General features: G+C 32.1%; 21 protein-coding genes, 1 tRNA gene and 1 pseudogene. 17 read left to right on the top strand and 6 right to left on the bottom strand.

The features are described 5' to 3' along the window. Nucleotides 1-56 precede the first annotated feature (56 nt). From ACW9W3_RS10170 to ACW9W3_RS10120, 11 genes are all read left to right on the top strand, one after another. Nucleotides 57-734, top strand: coding sequence for a chromosome segregation protein ScpA (locus ACW9W3_RS10170; protein ID WP_457766029.1), 678 nt, complete (start codon nt 57-59; stop codon nt 732-734). A 53-nt stretch (nt 735-787) separates the two neighbouring features. Beyond that, a complete protein-coding gene (scpB, locus tag ACW9W3_RS10165; RefSeq protein ID WP_457766028.1) occupies nt 788-1,366 on the top strand; it encodes an SMC-Scp complex subunit ScpB in 579 nt (192 codons plus the stop codon). Nucleotides 1,367-1,430: 64 nt separating this feature from the next. Beyond that, nucleotides 1,431-1,814: a 30S ribosomal protein S8e gene (locus ACW9W3_RS10160; protein WP_457766027.1), complete on the top strand. Its 384-nt coding sequence runs from the start codon at nt 1,431-1,433 to the stop codon at nt 1,812-1,814. Between the two features lies 1 nt (nt 1,815). Further along, nucleotides 1,816-2,115, top strand: coding sequence for a signal recognition particle subunit SRP19/SEC65 family protein (locus ACW9W3_RS10155; RefSeq protein WP_457766026.1), 300 nt, complete (start codon nt 1,816-1,818; stop codon nt 2,113-2,115). A 74-nt stretch (nt 2,116-2,189) separates the two neighbouring features. Continuing rightward, nucleotides 2,190-2,456 carry an H/ACA ribonucleoprotein complex subunit GAR1 gene (locus ACW9W3_RS10150; RefSeq protein WP_182130442.1) on the top strand — a complete coding sequence of 89 codons (267 nt, stop codon included), beginning with the start codon at nt 2,190-2,192 and terminating at the stop codon, nt 2,454-2,456. Beyond that, on the top strand, nt 2,456-3,412 hold the full coding sequence (locus ACW9W3_RS10145; RefSeq protein ID WP_048117088.1) for a transcription initiation factor IIB: 957 nt from the start codon (nt 2,456-2,458) through the stop codon (nt 3,410-3,412). The genes ACW9W3_RS10150 and ACW9W3_RS10145 overlap by 1 nt, the downstream gene beginning before the upstream one ends. A gap of 91 nt (nt 3,413-3,503) precedes the next feature. Then, nucleotides 3,504-4,274 (top strand): Fe-S cluster assembly ATPase SufC, encoded by a 771-nt coding sequence (gene sufC / locus ACW9W3_RS10140; protein WP_457766025.1) that lies wholly within the window; start codon nt 3,504-3,506, stop codon nt 4,272-4,274. Between the two features lie 34 nt (nt 4,275-4,308). Next, nucleotides 4,309-4,521, top strand: coding sequence for a DUF167 domain-containing protein (locus tag ACW9W3_RS10135; RefSeq protein WP_457766024.1), 213 nt, complete (start codon nt 4,309-4,311; stop codon nt 4,519-4,521). 45 nt (nt 4,522-4,566) lie between these two features. Further along, nucleotides 4,567-5,241, top strand: a complete 675-nt coding sequence (locus ACW9W3_RS10130) for a chlorite dismutase family protein (RefSeq protein WP_457766023.1) — start codon at nt 4,567-4,569, stop codon at nt 5,239-5,241. Nucleotides 5,242-5,385: 144 nt separating this feature from the next. Beyond that, entirely contained in the window at nt 5,386-6,384 is a 999-nt protein-coding gene (locus ACW9W3_RS10125; protein ID WP_457766022.1) for an aldo/keto reductase, read from the top strand. Nucleotides 6,385-6,391: 7 nt separating this feature from the next. Next, entirely contained in the window at nt 6,392-6,730 is a 339-nt protein-coding gene (locus tag ACW9W3_RS10120; RefSeq protein ID WP_457766021.1) for a hypothetical protein, read from the top strand. Here ACW9W3_RS10120 and ahbA read toward each other — a convergent pair. Next, a complete protein-coding gene (ahbA, locus tag ACW9W3_RS10115) occupies nt 6,727-7,743 on the bottom strand; it encodes a siroheme decarboxylase subunit alpha (protein WP_457766056.1) in 1,017 nt (338 codons plus the stop codon). The genes ACW9W3_RS10120 and ahbA overlap by 4 nt on opposite strands. Before the next feature lie 103 nt (nt 7,744-7,846). Here ahbA and ACW9W3_RS10110 point away from each other — a divergent pair, with 103 nt between their 5' ends. From ACW9W3_RS10110 to ACW9W3_RS10095, 4 genes are read left to right on the top strand one after another with little or no spacing between them, the layout of a single operon-like run. After that, nucleotides 7,847-8,500 (top strand): precorrin-2 dehydrogenase/sirohydrochlorin ferrochelatase family protein, encoded by a 654-nt coding sequence (locus ACW9W3_RS10110; RefSeq protein WP_457766020.1) that lies wholly within the window; start codon nt 7,847-7,849, stop codon nt 8,498-8,500. Continuing rightward, a complete protein-coding gene (gene hemA / locus ACW9W3_RS10105) occupies nt 8,497-9,762 on the top strand; it encodes a glutamyl-tRNA reductase (protein ID WP_457766019.1) in 1,266 nt (421 codons plus the stop codon). The genes ACW9W3_RS10110 and hemA overlap by 4 nt, the downstream gene beginning before the upstream one ends. A gap of 30 nt (nt 9,763-9,792) precedes the next feature. After that, nucleotides 9,793-10,773, top strand: a complete 981-nt coding sequence (hemB, locus tag ACW9W3_RS10100) for a porphobilinogen synthase (RefSeq protein WP_457766018.1) — start codon at nt 9,793-9,795, stop codon at nt 10,771-10,773. Continuing rightward, nucleotides 10,770-11,081, top strand: a complete 312-nt coding sequence (locus ACW9W3_RS10095; RefSeq protein WP_457766017.1) for a hypothetical protein — start codon at nt 10,770-10,772, stop codon at nt 11,079-11,081. Before hemB ends, ACW9W3_RS10095 begins: the two co-directional genes overlap by 4 nt. On the opposite strand, the gene ACW9W3_RS10090 is transcribed toward ACW9W3_RS10095, so the two are convergent. The 3 genes from ACW9W3_RS10090 to ACW9W3_RS10080 form a co-directional block, all read right to left on the bottom strand. Next, a complete protein-coding gene (locus ACW9W3_RS10090) occupies nt 11,078-11,698 on the bottom strand; it encodes an HD domain-containing protein (RefSeq protein WP_457766016.1) in 621 nt (206 codons plus the stop codon). The two genes, ACW9W3_RS10095 and ACW9W3_RS10090, sit on opposite strands and share 4 nt — an antisense overlap. Then, nucleotides 11,699-12,280 (bottom strand): hypothetical protein, encoded by a 582-nt coding sequence (locus ACW9W3_RS10085; protein ID WP_457766015.1) that lies wholly within the window; start codon nt 12,278-12,280, stop codon nt 11,699-11,701. Nucleotides 12,281-12,659: 379 nt separating this feature from the next. Then, nucleotides 12,660-12,760 (bottom strand) — tRNA-Leu (locus tag ACW9W3_RS10080). Nucleotides 12,761-12,879: 119 nt separating this feature from the next. Between ACW9W3_RS10080 and ACW9W3_RS10075 the strand changes: the two genes are divergently transcribed. Continuing rightward, nucleotides 12,880-13,194: a single stranded DNA-binding domain-containing protein gene (locus tag ACW9W3_RS10075; RefSeq protein WP_048117122.1), complete on the top strand. Its 315-nt coding sequence runs from the start codon at nt 12,880-12,882 to the stop codon at nt 13,192-13,194. 123 nt (nt 13,195-13,317) lie between these two features. Next, on the top strand, nt 13,318-14,511 hold the full coding sequence (locus ACW9W3_RS10070; RefSeq protein WP_457766014.1) for a cation:proton antiporter: 1,194 nt from the start codon (nt 13,318-13,320) through the stop codon (nt 14,509-14,511). 72 nt (nt 14,512-14,583) lie between these two features. Here ACW9W3_RS10070 and ACW9W3_RS10065 read toward each other — a convergent pair whose 3' ends face one another. Further along, nucleotides 14,584-15,186, bottom strand: a complete 603-nt coding sequence (locus tag ACW9W3_RS10065; protein WP_457766013.1) for a hypothetical protein — start codon at nt 15,184-15,186, stop codon at nt 14,584-14,586. A gap of 53 nt (nt 15,187-15,239) precedes the next feature. After that, nucleotides 15,240-15,427 (bottom strand): annotated as a pseudogene (locus tag ACW9W3_RS10060) (hypothetical protein); the annotation flags it as partial.

Here is a 15,427-nt window from a genome sequence, read left to right as displayed (position 1 = left end):
AAGTGAGAAAAAAATAGAGCCCTTAGATATTATTGAATAGATAAGAAAAACACCATGTGAGCGAAGCCCAAACCCCTAACAGTATTTCTCAGGAGCCAGTAAACATACTGTTTAGCCCATCATCTGTTGCCAAAAAAGATGTCTGGGAAATTGATCTAATACAGATTTTAAATTTATTAATAAAAATTCTTGAGAAAACAGGCAAGAAAGATCTTAAAGTAGCAGGAATGGCTGCATTGTCCTCATCATTAATTTACAGAATGAAAGTTGAAAGTATTTTTGCATTACAAAAAGCTGCAATGGAAAAAAAACCAATGCATCAAAGAACAGATGTAGATATTGAGTTAATAGATATCCCATACAGACATGAATCTACTTACCCAGTGTCATTAGATGATTTGTTAGGATTACTTCAAAATTTAATTGGAACTATAGCAAATCCACAATCCAGAAGAAACAGACAAGTGGAAATTGAGCCAATCGTAGCACCAAACTTTCAAGATTATTTTATTTCCCTTGAAAGTATCATAGGAAAATACGAAGATCTTGTAATGAAAAAAATTTCACTGGTAGGATTTGGTATACTACAAGACATTATTTCAGAATTGGATCAAGTGGATTCAATTAGGTGTTTCTTTGCAGTACTATTTCTAGCAAGAGACCAAAAAGTAGATCTGGAGCAAATAGAAGATGACATTAAAATTATTTTGATAAAAGAGGAATTAACAAATTGATCAAAAATGGAGAAAAGATTTCTTTAACTAGATTTTAGAGGAGATGAAGTTAAATGGCTAAAATTGAGAATATGGATGAGGCAACAGCAAGAATAGAGGCAGCTCTATATTCAGCAGGCAGGCCACTGAGATTAGAAGACATTATCAGAGCTTCAGGCACAGAATCAAGGACAAAAACACTAGATTTACTTCAGAGTATTATGAAAAAAACAAAAACTGCATTCAAAGCATTAGAAATAGTGATTCTGCCAGATGGATCTTATGTTATGCAATTAAAACCAGAATACAGTTCCACTGTCAAAAGATATGCATCAAAACCAGTTCTTCCAAATGCTACACTTAAGACATTATCATACATTGCATATATGCAACCAATATCCTCAAAACAACTTGTAGAGACAAGAGGTTCTGGAGTATATTCACATCTAAAAGAACTTAGACAGTTAGATTACATCAACCATCAAAATGTTGGGAGATTAAAAATTTACAGCACAACAGAGAAATTCCAAAAATACTTTGGAATTCAAGGAGATGTAGAAGATCTCAAACAGAGATTGTTTTCCAAAGTCAGAAAAACAGCTAGTATGAGTAGAGTAAACCCCACACCCCATATAGTTACAGAAGTAAATTAAAAAAAAGTAATTACGGCTAATATTTTGCGTTTTGTATAAATTAGAGTAATTCAAACAAGTTTTTGTGAGAAAATCCGTAGAGAACTTAGCTACAAGTAAAATTACTGGAGGTCGTAGACATCCGCTAAGAATTAGAAGAAAATATGAAACTGATAGATATCCAAATGAACCAAATACAGGAGCTCAAGTTACCATCACACGCAGAGTTCGAGGAAATAATAACAAAACAGCATTGAAATCAATTGATTTTGTTAATCTAGCTACAGGAGATGCAAAAGTAAAGAAGACAAAAATTCTCAAAGTATTAGATAATGCAACAAACAATGATTACAAAAGAAGAGGCATTATTACAAAAGGTGCAATCCTTGAAACACAAGAAGGCAAATGTAAAGTTGTTTCAAAACCAGGACAAAACGGAATAGTTAACGCAATTTTACTAAAGGAATAAAATGAAAGATTACGAACACATCGTAATCTGGTTGGATTATTTTAATAAGAATTTAAAAAAATCAAAAGGTAGACGTGTAGGACTAGAGAAATGTGTATTTGATCCTTCACTAAAAGAATTGATGGATGCAACCACTGCAGCAGGATTTAAAATCACAGAATCTGATGACAAAGTTAGATTTCCAAAAAGACCTTTTGTCAGGTCAGGGTATATTGTTTTACCAAAAGAATATTCAAAGACAAAAATTCTTAACAAGATTTCAGAAAAACTTGTATTAAAAAGAAGTAAGCAGTCAAGATAAAATCAATTCTAGCTCTTAGCTAAAGTAAAGTTGACAGAAGTCTATGATAACAGTATCATGATTAGTATTTTTAATTGCAGGAGGTAGGCGAAATAATGCACCTAGCCGGTAGTGGCAGGGTAATCATTCAACTATCTAAAGAATTAGTTGAAGGACAGATACTCTGTGACGAGAAGGGAACTAGAGTTGCAAAAGTAAACGAAATGATTGGTCCAGTAAGTAGACCATTTGCATCAGCAACGCCATTAACAAATAGTATTAAAAAATACATTGGCAAAAGCGTTTACGCAACAGAGCAATCTCCTGTCAATAAACCAAAAAAATTTAGGAGAAGAAAATAATGAACATACTAGAAAAACAAAACTGTCCTGAATGTAAGTCTACATTAGTAGATGACATGCAGAATGGTGAAATCATCTGTTCTGGTTGCGGCGTAGTAGTCGATGATCAGATAGCAGATTATGGTCCAGAAACTATTAGCTCAAATTTCGAAGACAAAATGAAATTAGCAAGAGCTACAGGACAAACAACTTATTCCCAACATGATTTGGGAATAACTACTGAGATTTCAATCAGTGCAAAAGACTTTAGCGGAAAAACAATCAACCGTGACGTTGCAAATCAAATGCACAATCTCAGAAAGTGGCAACAAAGAGTAAGAGTTTCCTCACCAAAAGAAAGACGGCTTGCAAATGTTTTAACAAAAATGGGAGAAACATGTGATAGTCTTAGTCTTTCAAAAAATGTTTTGGAGACTGCTTCTATGATATACAGAAACTTGGACGGACATGTTGATGTGAAGGGAAAATCAGTAGTCAGCATAACTGCAGCTACAATTTACATGGCATGTAAACAATGTGATGTAGTTAGATCATTAGAAGAAATTTGTCGCGGAATTTGTCCGGCAAAAGATGTAAAGTCAAAAACAAAACTTGCAGCAAGATATTACAGAACCATGGTAATGGAAATGGGACACTTAGCATCCCCAGTTGTAACCATGGACAAATACATCTCAAAGATAGCCAACATGACACAAACTGAGGTCAGAGTTGAAAGACTAGCCTTGGAAATTGCAGAAAAAACTAAAGATAGCAGTATTGCAGATGGAAAAGCTCCAAATGGAATTGCAGCAGCATATCTGTATGTGGCATCAGTACTACTTGGACAAAACGTTCTACAAAGAGACGTTTCAAGTATTGCAGGAGTAACAGAAGTTACTATCAGAAATAGATGTAAAGAAATTCTAACATGCTACAAGCTCAAAATTACTCTAAGACCATCTCTGGCCAAATATTAACCCCCCCCCCCTCTTTTCATTTTATTAAAAACCACATTAGGATCAGCTAAATTTCGTCGGTATTATATAGAGAAACAAAGGAATCCGTATTATGGCAGTATTAGAAATCAGAGATCTTCATGTATCACGAGAAGGTAAAGAAATTCTCAAAGGTGTAAATCTAAAGACAGGTCCTGGAGAAGTACATGCCATAATGGGACCAAACGGTTCTGGAAAAAGTACACTTGCCTATACATTACTGGCACATCCAAAATATGAAGTTACAAAAGGAGATATTTTGTTAGATGGAGAAAGTATTTTAGAATTAGGTGCAGATGAAAGAGCAAAAAAAGGATTATTCTTAGGATTTCAATACCCAACAGAAGTTTCAGGTGTAGGATTTTCTCACTTTCTAAGAACAGCATACAACTCTTTGAGTAAAGCACTTCAAGGTGACGATAGAGAAGTTTTCATCACAGTTAGGGAGTTTCAAAAATATCTAAAAGAAAATCTTGAAAAAGTGGGATTAAAAGAAGAGTTTTTGTCAAGATATCTCAATGAAGGTTTTTCAGGTGGAGAAAAAAAGCGTGCAGAAGTATTACAAATGGCAGTACTAAAACCAAAGATTTCAATTTTAGATGAACCAGATTCAGGATTAGATATTGATGCAGTTCAAGCAGTTGCTCAGGCAATCAGTAAAGTTTCAGGCAAAGATGCAACAGTGATTATAATTACACACTATGCTAGAATTTTGAAATTCTTAGATAAACTAGACTTTGTTCACGTATTTGCCAGAGGTCAAGTACTAAAAACAGGTGATGCCTCACTTGCAGACAAATTAGAAGCAGAAGGCTATGATTGGGTATTAGAGCAACCTGCCTAATCAAATTTAACTCAGTAATAGTTTCAAAGATATATTGATTTACAAAGTACATGTAGATTTTTCTAAAGAATTTTTAGAAATTAAAAATGATCAGATAAAGATAGGAATAAAATCAAAACCAATCAAAGGGGAAGCAAACAAAGAGATTATTAAAAAAATTTCAAAACAATTGAAAATACCTACTATATCAATTCAAATAAAATCAGGTCACAAATCACAAGATAAAATTATTGAGATTTTAGAATAGAAAATCTAGTTTTTGTTTAAATAGGGTTTCAAAATTGTAGAAAACATGTCAGAAGACAATGATCAATACTATTTTAATTTCTCATTTTTCAAAGTCGACCCTAAATGGAGATGGATGGCAGATTTGGCAAAAGAAGAATCTGCAAAAGAAGTTGAAAACGTAATCAATAATTCAGGAATAATGTTTAGATCATATTCAAATTTAGGGTTAAGAGATGATGCAGATTTTTTATTTTGGTTTGCAGCAAAAACAGTCGAGGAAATTCAAATAGTTATTGAGAAAATATACAAAACAGTTTTTGGAAAATATATTCTCCCTTCAATGACATATTTGTCATGTACAAGGCCATCAATTTATGTCCAAGAACAAAAAGCCCATGGATTTGTAACAGGAAATAATCCAAAAAAACATGTAATTGTTTATCCATTTACAAAAACTAGAGAATGGTATCTACTACCAAAAGAGAAGCGTCAAGAAATAATGGATGAACATATTGAAGTGAGCAAAAAATACCCTCAAGTAATTCTCAATACCACATACTCTTTTGGAATACATGATGAGGACTTTATGTTAGCTTTTGAAGTTGATAATATCAGAGATTTTCAAGATCTTATAATGGATTTAAGAGAGACTCAAGTTTCAACATATGTTAAAAACGATATTCCAATGATTGTGTGTGTCAAAAAAGATATTGTTCCTTTAATTTCCAGTTTAGGCTAAATATCCAAAATTTTGATCATATACAAAGAAATTTTTCTCAAAAAATCATAGCTGCAAATCTGGAATATACATAAATGCTAAAATTTGAATGTAAGAATAGTTTTGAAATATATAATACAAAATCAAAATTAAAGGAGATAAAAATTGAGATATAATAAACTAGGAAAAACAGACATCAAAGTATCAGAACTTGGATTTGGTGCATGGTCTATTGCACTTGATTGGTGGGGTAAAAAGATTGAAGAAGATGAGGCAAAAAGAATGCTCAAAAAGGCATATGATTTAGGAATTAACTTTTTTGAAACTGGAGACATGTATGGCAAAGGAAAAAGTGAAAGACTAATTGGCGAAGTTTTCAAAGACATGAGAGATGAAATTATAATTTCTACAAAATATGGGTATGATTTTTCAGAGGTAGAACAAATTGGACACAGTGAACTCCCACAAAGATTTGATGAGGATTTTACTAGAAAAGCATTAAGAGATAGTTTGGAGAGATTACAAACAGATCATTTAGACATGTATGGATTACACAATCCAAAATTAAAACACATCAGAGATGATTCTATTTTTAATGTGTTAGATAGTTTCATTGAAGATAAATCAATTAAGACATATCAAGTTGCTTTAGGTCCTGCAATTGGATGGACACAGGAAGGTCTAGAAGCAATGGAGAGACCAAATGTTAGTGCAGTTCAAACAGTTTACAATATTTTAGAGCAAACACCAGGAAATGAATTGATGAGAAAGGCAGAGGGGAAAGATGTTGGAATTCTAGTAAGAGTACCTGAAGCATCAGGAATTTTAACTGGAAAAGTAAATGCAGAGACCAAAATTGATGAGAAAGATCATAGATCAGTTAGAAAAGGAGAATGGATTAAAGCATCATTAGAAAAAGTTGAACTGCTAAAACCCATTGCAGAAAGAAACGGATTAACAATTACAGAATTGGCAATGAAATTTATCATGACAAAGAAAGGATTTGCATCAGTTTTTCCCACAGTTGTAAGTGAAGATGAGATTGTAAACTATGTAGAGATGACTAAAGGAGAATATATTTCAGCATCAGACATGAAAGAGATTGAAGAATTGTATAACACATGGCCATCTTACGAATTAAAGGCAACATCTCAGGCAAATTAAACAACAAATGGACATTCCCATAGATTCAGAAAAAACTTTAGAAGTAATAGAAAGAATGAATCTTGCCAAAATTGGCGAGTATAAAAAATGGAAGAAAATTATTAAAAAAATTAAAAACGAAGAATCGTTAAATCCCGGAGAATTAGAATACTATACCAATCTGACTAGAATTTACAAGGATTCAGGTATAACTAGTAGAAGTAAGATATACCACACAAAGCTCTCAGAACTAGATGAAAAACCACCATGTATTTCATGTGGGAAAGATTCAGAATTTTATTGCAACATGAATGATCAATATTTTTGCACAGTTCATGTTGTTGGACATGATGAAAATGAATTTTAGGATGCGGGAACTTTTTCTTCTAAACTAAAAGAGTTCTCTACAAAATATTCAACTCGTGTTTTTTTGAATTCGCGAGAACTAAAGAGAATTTTATAATCATCAACATGTATTTGATCCTGTATTGTTTTTGCCATTTCATTTGCCTCATCATGGGTTTTACAATGGATCATTGAAAATACATTGTATGGCCAATCAGCATATGTAGGTCGTTCGTAACAATGACTCACTTGAGGAAATGAGCCAAGAGTTTCTCCAACTTTTGAAATTCTATCTCCAGGCACTTTCCAAACAATCATACCATTTGCAGTAAATCCAACTTGTCTATGCCTCAAGATGGCTGCAAATCTTCTCATCACACCAATTTCTTCATAATACTTCATTTTTTCAAATAATTTATCTTCAGTAATTCCAAGATTCTTAGCAGCTTTTACGAAAGGCTCATCAATTATTTCCATATCTTTTTGTAATTCACGAATAAAATTTTTGTCGTCTTCAGTAGGATCAAATTTAATATTTTTAATTTCTTTTTTCTCTTCTGTTGGTGCAACTTTATGTTTTTTATCATCTACCATGTCAAGCTTTACACCAATCTTGAACAATTGTAAAGTTGGAAGCATCCTTACTTTTTTAATGCCAGGAAGTACATTGAATTTCTCAAGCTCATCTTTTAAATCAGCACCAGGAGGAACAGCCAAAGTGAACCAGAGATTAAATTGATGATCTCGTTCATAATTATGACTAACACCAGGATGACGATTAATTTGACTAGCAACATATTCTAGTTTATCATCTTCAATTTCCATTGCAACTAATGAACTAGTATACCCAAGTTTCCTTGTATCAAAAATAGCACTTAGTTGCCTTAATACACCAATCTCCTTTAGTTGGTTAAGGCGTTCTTTGATGAGTTCGGGTGTTGTGTTAAATTTTTCAGCAATAGCATCAAAAGGTCTCGTAACAAGTGGAAAAGTCCATTGAATTTCATTTAAGAGTTCTTTATCAGATTCATCCATAGAAGTCATCAAGTCAATATCTTGACCATTCAATTAAAAATGTAGCTAGAAATGTACTAGATGATTTTTAATACATAAATAGAAACCCCAGTCCTTTTGATCGATGATAGTTGATCTTAATCTTCAAAATAAGACAGTAATAGTCATAGGAGGGGGAAATGAGGCAGAAAAAAGAATCAATTCTCTATTAAAACAGAATTGCGAGATAATAGTAATTAGCGATTTAATAAGCACACAAGTAAACAAATTATTTAAAGCAAAAAAAATCAAATTCAAAAAACAAAAAATTCAAGATACAAAATTTATTTCAAAATTTAAACCACATATGATTATCACAACTACAACTGACAAAAAGATAAATCAGAAAATAATCAATGCTGCAAAAAGAAAAAAGATCATGGCATATAGTTCAGATAATCCTGAAGAGAGTGACTTTTCAAATCCAGCAATTATTGATTTTGACAGTATGGTTCAGATTGCAATATTTACAGGAGGTCAAAGCCCAGCAATGTCAAAGAAAATAAAAGACAAATCAGCAAAAGCACTCAAGAAATTAATTACAAAAGAAGACATTGTCCAGATTAGAATTCAAAAGATCGCAAGAAAATTTGCAAAGGAATTGATTCCATCACATTCTCAAAGAAGAGAGTGCCTGCATAAAATTATCAACGATAATGAGATTGATCAGTTAATAAAAGACGGACAGATAAAGAAAGCTGAAAAGCAAGCAATTACAATATTGAGGAATTGGAAATGAAGCAAAATATCATTAATGCACGTGTTACTTTTCGTAATTCACCAATTCACATTCTTGAACAATTCACAATAAAAAATATGGAAAGTGCGTATGAGCAATTCAAAATGCATTCAGGATTAGATGAGTGTGTAATTATTCAAACATGCAATAGAATTGAGTTATTTGGAAAATCAAAAACGTACGATATTGATAAAATCAAGAAAACATGGGCAGCAATTACTGGTCTTGAAGAAGAAGCATTTGATGAAAATATAGAATATGTAGAAAATAAAGAAGCCATTCATCATTTGTTGAAACTAACATCAGGATTAGATTCAATGGTAATAGGTGAAGAACAGATTTTAGGTCAAATAAAAAACTCTATCACTTCTGCCAGAGAAGTCAAAGCATCAGGACAACATCTCAATAAATTATTTGACAAAGCAATTAGGATAGGTACAAGAATTAGAAACACTAGCGGTATTGGAGCTGGAGGAATATCAGTAGGCTCTATGGCAGTAAAGCTTGCTGAAGAAAATATCGATGAATTAAAAATGAAGAAAATTTTGCTAATTGGCACAGGTGAAGTATCAACTCTTGTTGCAAAATCATTACAACGAAGAGGGTATGCTTTTGATGTTACCAGTAGAACACTTGGTAGATCAGAAGCTTTTTGTGAAACAATGGGCGGAAACCCAATTAAATTTGAGCAGGTTCTATTAGGTTTTGGGAATTATGATGTAATGTTTGTAGCAACAACAGCACCATATTTTCTTGTAACAAATGAAAGAATTTCTAATGCAATGAAAGAAAAAAAAGATGGAATGATGATTTTGGATTTATCTAATCCAAGGACAGTTGATGAAAAAGTTGCCACAATAGGAGGAATCAAGTTAATGAATCTAGATCAAATTGCTGAGATGGTTGAGAAAAATATGAATTCACGATTAAACAAAGTGAAAACAGTTGAAAATATAATTAATGAGGAAGTTTGTGTATTAGAAGCCTCAATGAAAAGATTAGATGCAGAGCCATTAGTGAAAGATGTATTCAAAAACATAGAGAATCTAAGAGAAAAAGAATTACAAAAAGCACTACAAATGCTTGATGAAAAAGATGAAAAGAAAATTAAGATTATCGAAGAGTTAACAAAAGCAGTTGTTGAAAGTATTGTGTCAACTCCAATGAATAATATTAGAAGGGCATCAGAACAAGGAAAACCAGATATTTTAGAATTGGCAAGTAAGCTATTTGACTATAAAAAACAAGATCAGGTAGACTAGGATTATATTTTACCCATAAAGAATTTGATTATGTCATTTCCTGCAAGAAGATTACGTAGACTAAGAACATCTGAGAAAATGAGGGAGTTGATTCAGCAGACTACTCTATCACCTAAAGATTTCATTTGTCCAGTATTTGTTCAAGAAGATCTAAAGACCAGAGTCAAAGTAGAATCAATGACAGAAATTGAAAGACTACCTTTAGAAGATGTAAATGACGAAGTAGGAACAATTAGTGATTTAGGAATTCCTGCAATCATGCTTTTTGGTATTCCAACTCAGAAAGACGAGTCTGGAACTTCTGCATTTGATGATAGCGGCATAGTTCAAAAAGCAATATCTCAAATTAGAAAGAATTTTGGAGATAAGATTGTAATCATGGCAGATGTGTGTCTATGTCAGTTTACATCTACAGGTCATTGTGGAATAATTCAGGGAGATAAAATTGATAACGATACCAGTTTAGATACTCTTGCAAAAATTGCTGTTAGCCAAGCAAAAGCTGGAGTGGATACAGTATCACCATCTGCAATGATGGATGGTCAAGTTGCAGCGATAAGAAAAGCACTTGATGATGAAGGATTTACAGATGTATCAATTATGTCACATTCAGCTAAACATCGTTCAAACTTTTACTCACCATTTAGAGATGCTGCAGAATGCGCTCCAAAATTTGGCGATAGAAAAACATACCAAGTTCCATATACAAATGCAAGGGAAGCTATGATGGAAGTAGAAACAGACATCAATGAAGGAGTGGATATCGTAATGATAAAACCAGCATTATCTTATTTGGATTTGATTGCTGAGACTCGAAGAAAATACAACATTCCAGTATCTGCATACAGTGTATCTGGCGAATATACATTGGTAAAAGCTGCATCACAGTTAGGATATGTAAATGAAAAAGACATCACAGAGGAAATTCTATACTCAATTAAAAGAGCTGGTGCAGACATGATAGTAACATATTTTGCAAAATCGGCTTCAAGATTTCTTCAAGAATCATGAGAAACGACGAACGATTCGAAATTCAAAGAGCATTTGATTTATTGCCACATGTTGTAGGCTCTAGTTGGGCAGTTGTGTGGTTCAGAATGAAGGGGATAAAAAAGCCCACAAGGGAAGAATATAGAGAGAAAACATTAGAATTTTTAAAGAAAATAGAACCAGTTTTTGACTCTTATCCTAGAGAAGAGGAATTTTCAGAGATCATGAAATACATAGAATATAGAAAAAAGGATGAATATGAGAAGATAAAATCAGGAGAGAATAAAGAAGTTGAAACTCGTTATGATAGATATGTAGATTATGGCTAAATCTCGTCTTTTAGTTGTTTTAAAAATTCCTTTAATATTCTAGTTCTCTTCTTTGCCTCTATTTTTCCAGATTTTGTGTTCATCAGAGATTCTAGTCTCAGCAATTTTTTAAAGAAATGATCAACTGCCCATATTTTATCATCAGGGGTTCTTTTTTTGCAGAAAGGATCATCAATATTATAAAATGGTCGTTTAAGCAAACCACTTGTGGCAAAAACTCGAGCAATTCCAATTGCACCTATGGCATCCAATCTATCAGCATCTTGAAGAATTTTCCCCTCTATAGTATCAGGAATTTTTTTTTGTGAAAAACTATGATCACGAATAGCATCAGAGATAATTGTAATTTCTTCATCGGGAAAATTATATTTTTTTAAAATACTTTGGGACTTTTTTGCACTTTCAATGGAAGACATCTTAGAGCGTTTGTCAGATTTTGGATATGAAACTAAATCATGCAATAGCGCAGCACTCAAAACAAGTTTTTCGTTTGCTCTTTCTTTTTTACATATTTTTTGAGCATTTTTGTAAACTCGCATAATATGTTCAAAATCATGTGCAGGATCATTTTCAATTGTTTTTTTAACTTCGGCTTTAAGTAAATCAAGAACTTTCATTTAGATTCTCCAAATTTTTGGTTTGACAAACTTTAATTTTTTCTGAGTTATTAAAACAGTCCAATTTATAGATGCAAAAACAACGATAAGACATATTCCAATACCATCAATTAATAAAATTCCTGTAAGACGATCTTCAAAGATTTCAAAAAAGGGTCTTAAAACAGTATCACCAAAATAAATCATCATTATATATGACATGGTCCTACCAAACCAAAATCCTACATAGATACTCACACTCTTTGCACGCATTAACCCATATGCTATAAACAGCATATTGCTGGGAAGTGGGGTAGCTCCAAACAAAAAAGATGCAATAATGTATCCATATTTTTTTCTATTTAGATAATCACCAATAATATCAAGATTCGTTTTTTGTTCTTCTCCCACAAATTTTCTAAAGAATCCACTGATTTTTTTGAGAAAGAATCTTCCCAGAGTAGCTCCTGTAGCACCAACCATAGCAAGAATCACAATATTCAAGCTAGGATCAAGAAGGTAGAAAGATGTTAAGACAATCCAGCTCGGGGGCATCAATATTGGTGCAGTGTTAATACCAATCAATACAAGAAAAATGCCCAAATATGAAAATTCACTAAAAAATTCAAAAATATCCAACTTCTTTCAAAAATTATGTCTCATTTTTTGTTTCTAAACCCTTGGATCATCATTCAGTCAGAAAAAAATATCAATATGATCTAAAAAATTAAAAGAATTACAAGATTTTTACAACAATGATCATGTTTTGTAATAAATTGAATCATTCATGCAATATCTTTATAAGCAATTTGTGCCTACACTCAATATGTCCGAGTTAGTTTGGAAATGTTTTAGGTGCAATCTATCTTTCAAGGACGAAGAATTGGCTGAAATGCATAAAAAAATATCAACACATTCCACAACTAAAGTAAAAGCAATTGTTGCTTAATTTTTCAATATTATCTATTAGATTATAATAAAATGCAGAGGGTGGGATTTGAACCCACGAACTCCTGAGAGAAGGGATTTCCTATTATGAAGATCTTGAGTCCCTCTCGGTTGACCGGGCTTCGATACCTCTGCAATGAGTTTGTGTATGGACCAATATTTCTCAATTACTATTAGGAAAAAAGAGAGTATTGAACTGAAATTTCATTATTTTTGAGAAAGCTTATAATCGTGCTAATTTGATTCAAAAATAGATGACAGAGTTCATACCAATTTCACAAGCAAAGAAAATGCGAAGTGGAGTTAATGTAAATGCCGAAGTGAAAAGCAAAGGAGATCCAAGAACTGTAAATCTAAAAAGTGGAGGAACAGTTGATGTCTGCGATGCAGTTATAGCTAACGGTGAAACAGAAGATGACCAAATGAAACTCACATTGTGGGGTGACGACATTAAAGCAGTTAATGTTGGAGACACAGTTGTGATCACTAACGGATACACAAATGAGTTCAAAGGTGAAGTATCCCTTACCAAAGGCAAATTTGGTCAAATGGAAATAAATCCTCAATAAAGATAGTATAAACTTCTTTTTTGTATCTCTACAAATTTTTAAATTTTAAATTAAAGATAGTGGATAGGTGAGCGATTAATTAAATTTTAATCAATATATTTACAAGTAAATTAATACAAGTTTGTGGAAATAGGGGAAATATTCATCACAATAGCAATATTGCTTGCAGGGGCAAAACTTCTAGGAGAATTATTTAAAAAAATTAAACAACCAGCTTTAGGAGGAGAAATCCTTGCAGGGATAATTTTAGGGCCAACATTATTTGGCATAATTCAGCCATCAGAAAATTTAGAGATAATTTCAACAATAGCAATATTTTTTGTTATGCTTTTCATCGGACTTGAAATGAATTTAAGCGAAATAAGAAAAATAGGCAGATCAGCTTTTATTATTTCCATCACTTCCTTAATAATTCCCTTTTTTGTAGGATACCAATTATCAATATTTTTTGGTTTAGAATTAATTGAATCTCTTTTTATCGGATTACTATTATCAGTTACATCAGTACCTGTCAGTGCAATGATTTTACGCGAATTGGGGATTCTTAAAACAAAGACAGGCACAACTGTAATATCCATAGCGGTAATCGATGATATAATATCACTAGTAATTTTGGCAGTAATTTTACAGATTCATGCAAGTGAAGAATATGCACTAAATTTTACAGAGTTAGGAATTTCCATTTTACACATGACATTATATCTTGGAGGAATTGCATTACTAGCTTTTCTAGTATACAAAAGTAATCATCGGATTCTACAAAAAATAGCGTATTTTTTTGAAAAAACAAAAACACATGAAGCTAAATTAGGCATGTTCATTGTAGTAGCAGTCGCATTATCTTTTATTGCAGACCTAGCTGGATTACACTTCATTATCGGTGCTTTCTTTGCAGGACTAATTTTCAGTAAGAAAATCGGAGGTGAAAAAGAGAAAGATAAAACATACGGCATTATGTCTGGAATGACTTTTGCTTTCTTAGCTCCGTTATTTTTTGGAATTATTGGAATAAAATTCAGCGGTCAAGCATTAGAAACAATTATCCCACTTCTAGTATTTTTGATAATATTTGGGATAATTGGTAAGATGTTTGGTGGGTATATTGGTACAAAACTTTCAAAAATTCCACACATTCAAGGTCTTGCAATTGCATCATTATTAAATGGTAGAGGAACAGTTGGTTTAACAATTACCGCAGTTGCTTTTTCAATTGGAATTCTAGACATCAAATTGTTTTCTGTTTGTGTAGCAATCTGTGTTATCACCACGATAATAACACCAATAATTGCAAAACCATTATTAAAAAAGACAAAATAATACGTATTTCACTTTTTAATCAAAAACATTATGAGTGTTTTTAAATTAATGTGTATTTTTGATAGTTGGTACTCAATAACTTCTTTTATTGCCTTGATTATTTTTCAAATCTACTAGTATTACTATTGTTCCGATAATTGAAACAATTATTCCAAAAATTAATACAAATCCAGATAGAGCTAGAATCAACATCGTATTCATAACAGAAGAATCTGAACCAGAAAGAGGATCAAAATTATCTGGATCTTCAGAAAACATTGCTATGACGTCCACATTTCTGGTTCCAATATTTTTGATTTCTAAATTTAATGTATCAGATTGAGAAATATTTAGCATCTCAAAAAGCATAGAATCATTTTGAATAAAATCACCATAATCATCACCGAAAATATTTGAAAGTTTTATCGATAATTTATCACCAAGTTGATAATCAACAATTCTAATTCCCCATAATAATGGGACATCTGATGAAAATGTACTATATGAAAAATAAGCAGAGTCACCAGGCATGATTTGAATCTCACTAGTAATTTTATCAAACATTTCTTCAAATATGGAATTAGAAAAATTGTTCATTTCAGAAATATCATCAGGAACAATAAAAGATGCAATTGAAAGTGAGACAATTATCAATATCAATCCAGATATAGAAATTATTGGACCACGTTTTATCACAACCACATCATGAAACCAAACATATGTTATATCTAGAAAGCGTATTATGAAATTTATCGTTTAGACTTTTTTGCTGCAGTTTTTCTAACTGGTTTTCTTTTTGCTACCTTTTTCTTTGCTGCAGTTTTTCTAACTGGTTTTCTTTTTGCTACCTTTTTCTTTGCTGCAGTTTTTCTAACTGGTTTTCTTTTTGCTACCTTTTTCTTTGCTGCAGTTTTTCTAACTGGTTTTCTTTTTGCTA

This window comes from Candidatus Nitrosopumilus sp. bin_68KS (assembly GCF_054095825.1).
The sequence above is the reverse complement of the archived record's forward strand: the minus strand, read 5'-3'. Positions and strand labels throughout refer to the sequence as shown.